This is a genomic window from Acidiphilium sp. (genome assembly GCF_049977125.1).
Taxonomy (GTDB): domain Bacteria; phylum Pseudomonadota; class Alphaproteobacteria; order Acetobacterales; family Acetobacteraceae; genus Acidiphilium.
The window spans coordinates 1-3,168 of record NZ_JBMFGY010000246.1 but is presented as its reverse complement, the minus strand read 5'-3'; the positions used below and the strand labels follow the sequence as shown (position 1 = coordinate 3,168).

Here is a 3,168-nt window from a genome sequence, read left to right as displayed (position 1 = left end):
GTGGTCCAGGTGGCCATGGCGTTGCGTTGGATGATTTTGTAGGAATCTTCGCGGGAGATGCCGGCGCGGGCGAGGAGGAGGAGGATTTCGCCGGAGTGGACGACGCCGCCGAGGCTTTCGAGGTTTTCGGTCATGCGGTCGGGGTAGATGGTCAGTTTGTCGATCATGCCGGCGAGGCGGTTGAGGGCGAAATCGAGCGTGATGGTGGCGTCGGGGGCGATGACGCGTTCGACCGAGGAGTGGCTGATGTCGCGCTCGTGCCAGAGGGTGACGTTTTCGAGCGCGGGGAGTGCGTAGGCGCGCACGATGCGGGCGAGGCCGGTGAGGTTTTCCGAGAGCACCGGGTTGCGCTTGTGCGGCATGGCTGAGGAGCCTTTCTGGCCCGCGTGGAAAAACTCTTCGGCTTCGCGGACTTCACTGCGCTGGAGGTGGCGGATTTCGGTGGCGAGGCGTTCGATGCCTGAGGCGATGACGGCGAGGGTGCAGAAATAGGCGGCGTGGCGGTCGCGCGGGATGATTTGGGTCGAGACCGGCTCGACGGCGAGACCGAGATGGGCGGCGACGTGGGCTTCGATGGCGGGGTCGAGATGGGCGAAGGTGCCGACGGCGCCGGAGATGGCGCAGGTGGCGATTTCGGTGCGTGCGGCGAGGAGGCGGGCGCGGTTGCGGGCGAATTCGGCGTAGTGGCCGGCGAGTTTGAGGCCGAAGCTGGTGGGTTCGGCGTGGATGCCGTGGCTGCGGCCGATGGTGGGGGTGAGTTTGTGTTCGAGGGCACGTTTTTTCAGGGCGGCCATGACGGCGTCGATGCCGTCGAGGAGGAGGTCGGTCGCCTGGGTGAGCTGGACGGCGAGGCAGGTGTCGAGCACGTCCGAGCTGGTCATGCCGAGGTGGACGAAGCGGCTGTCGGGGCCGATGGATTCGGCGAGCCAGGTGAGGAAGGCGATGACGTCGTGGCGGGTGACGGCTTCGATTTCGGCGATTTTCGCGACATCGGCTTCGGTCATGGCGTCGATCGCGGCGCGGCCTTTGGTGCGGATGGTGGCGGCGGCTTGGGCCGGGATGTCGCCGGTTTTTGCCATCGCGTCGGCGGCGAGGGATTCGATGTCGAACCAGATGCGGTAGCGGTTGAGGTCCTGCCAGATGGCGACCATGGCGGGGCGGGAATAACGCGGGACCATGGGGTTCTCCTTGCCGGTGGTGGGATAGGGGCGTTTTGGGCGGGTGCGGGGGGATTGGCAAGTTTTGGGGGCGGTGGCGCGCCATTGACCACCCGCCGCCACGGTTCTATTTCGCGCGCTCCCCTTTGGCTGGAGATTTCCGATGGCGTTCGATCAAGCTGACCAGGCGATTGCAGACCACGCGACGACCGGCAACATCGCCGCGGATCGGCTGAAAAGCATTGTTGAGCGAATCGAGCGGCTCGAGGAGGAGCGCAAGGCGCTGGCCTCCGATATCAAGGATATTTATGCCGAGGCGAAATCGGCCGGGTTCGATGTGAAGGTGCTGCGTCAGCTGATCCGGATGCGCAAGCAGGAGCCGGCGGAGATTGAGGAGCAGGAGATGCTGATCGATGTCTATCGGCGCGCGCTGGGCATGGCGTAGCGCTCTGCCGCTGATTATGGTTTGACGGGGGCGGCGGATTATCCTGCGGGTTTGGGCGGGAGGTGGATGTTGTAGGGGGAGGGGAAATGGAATTCCTCGAGATTGACGCCCGCGCCGCCGCGATCGACGATGATGAAATCCTGCGCGGCGGCGAGCGGCGTTAGGACCCCGTGCCAGGTATTGCGCCGGTAATTGATCCCCTGACCCGGCGCGGTGAGGAAGGCGAGCGGCGTTTCGGGGCCGGTGTTTCCGGCATGACAGACCACCACGAGAAATGGCCGGGGCGAGAGCGGGATGAACGCCTGGCTGCCGAGCGGGTGGCGTTCCACCATCGCGAGGGTGAGCGGCATCGCGTAGGGTTGCGAGCGGGCGAGCGAGATCAGCACGCGCGCCTCCGGCCCGATCGCTTCTGCTGCCGCGAGGGCGTGATAGCGTTCGCAGTGGCCGTTGTTGATCGGGTAGTGGGCAGCGCCTGCGGGATCGATCACCTCGCCGAAGGGGGCGAAATCCTGCCGGGTCAGGGGGCGGGCGATGATCGGGGTCATCGCTGGGATTTCGTGGCGAACGGGGCGGCGAGTTTCGGGTGGCGGTTGACATCCTTGTAGAGCAGGTAACGGAAATTACCCGGCCCGCCGGCGTAGCACGCTTGCGGGCAGAAGGCGCGCAGCCACATGAAATCGCCGGCTTCGACCTCGACCCAATCCTGGTTGAGCCGATAGACCGCCTTGCCTTCGAGCACGTAGAGCCCGTGTTCCATCACATGGGTCTCGGCGAAGGGGATGACCGCGCCGGGCTGAAGCGTCACGATCGTGACATGCATGTCGTGGCGGAGATCGGCGGGATCGACGAAGCGGGTGGTGGCCCATTTTCCCGCGGTGCCGGGCATCGGCGTCGGGGGGATTGCGGCCTCGTTGGTGAAGAGCGGCGGGGGGGTGGGCAGGCCTTCGACCGGCTCGTAGGCTTTGCGAATCCAGTGGAAGGTGGCGCCCGCTTCGGTGTTGTTGCGCAGGGTCCAGCCGCTGGCGGGGGGGAGATAGGCGAAGCCGCCGGGTTCGAGGGTGTGGGGTTGGCCCGCGAGCATGATGGTGAGGCGGCCGTTGACCACGAACAGGGCGGCTTCGGCGTCCTTGTCGGGTTCCGGCTGGTCGCTGCCGCCGCCGGGGGCGAGTTCGACGATGTATTGCGCGAAGGTTTCGGCAAAGCCGGTGAGCGGGCGGGCGATGATCCAGACGCGGGCATCACTCCAGAACGGCAGGGCGCTGGTGACGATGTCCCGCAGCACGCCTTTGGGAATGACGGCATAGGCGGTGGTGAAGGTGGCGCGACCGGTGAGCAGCTCGGTTTGTGGCGGCAAGCCGCCGGGCGGGGCGTAATAGGTTCGGGCGGCCATGAAAGATGTCCTTGGGTCCGGGAGCGGCGGGTTCGGCAGGTTGATCGGATGCAGGGCGGGTTGGCAAGAGCCGATCGGTGATGCCTGGCTCAGGGCGGCGGGATGAAGGCGAGGCGGCGGGGTTTGAGGGTGATGGGGTCGGAGTCGGGGGGGAATTCGGTGTCGTGCCGGGCGAG

General features: G+C 66.3%; 4 protein-coding genes. 1 reads left to right on the top strand and 3 read right to left on the bottom strand.

The window, feature by feature from the left end:
* Positions 1 to 1,178 (bottom strand): adenylosuccinate lyase (purB, locus tag ACP5E6_RS17560; RefSeq protein ID WP_427956424.1); only part of this gene is annotated, 1,178 nt, incomplete at its 3' end.
* 142 nt (positions 1,179 to 1,320) lie between these two features.
* Here purB and ACP5E6_RS17555 point away from each other — a divergent pair.
* Positions 1,321 to 1,602: a DUF2312 domain-containing protein gene (locus ACP5E6_RS17555; protein WP_427956422.1), complete on the top strand. Its 282-nt coding sequence runs from the start codon at positions 1,321 to 1,323 to the stop codon at positions 1,600 to 1,602.
* 38 nt (positions 1,603 to 1,640) lie between these two features.
* On the opposite strand, the gene ACP5E6_RS17550 is transcribed toward ACP5E6_RS17555, so the two are convergent.
* Both ACP5E6_RS17550 and ACP5E6_RS17545 read right to left on the bottom strand, forming a co-directional pair.
* On the bottom strand, positions 1,641 to 2,147 hold the full coding sequence (locus ACP5E6_RS17550; RefSeq protein WP_427956419.1) for an ureidoglycolate lyase: 507 nt from the start codon (positions 2,145 to 2,147) through the stop codon (positions 1,641 to 1,643).
* Positions 2,144 to 2,992 carry a bifunctional allantoicase/(S)-ureidoglycine aminohydrolase gene (locus ACP5E6_RS17545; protein WP_427956417.1) on the bottom strand — a complete coding sequence of 283 codons (849 nt, stop codon included), beginning with the start codon at positions 2,990 to 2,992 and terminating at the stop codon, positions 2,144 to 2,146. Before ACP5E6_RS17545 ends, ACP5E6_RS17550 begins: the two co-directional genes overlap by 4 nt.
* Positions 2,993 to 3,168 lie beyond the last annotated feature (176 nt).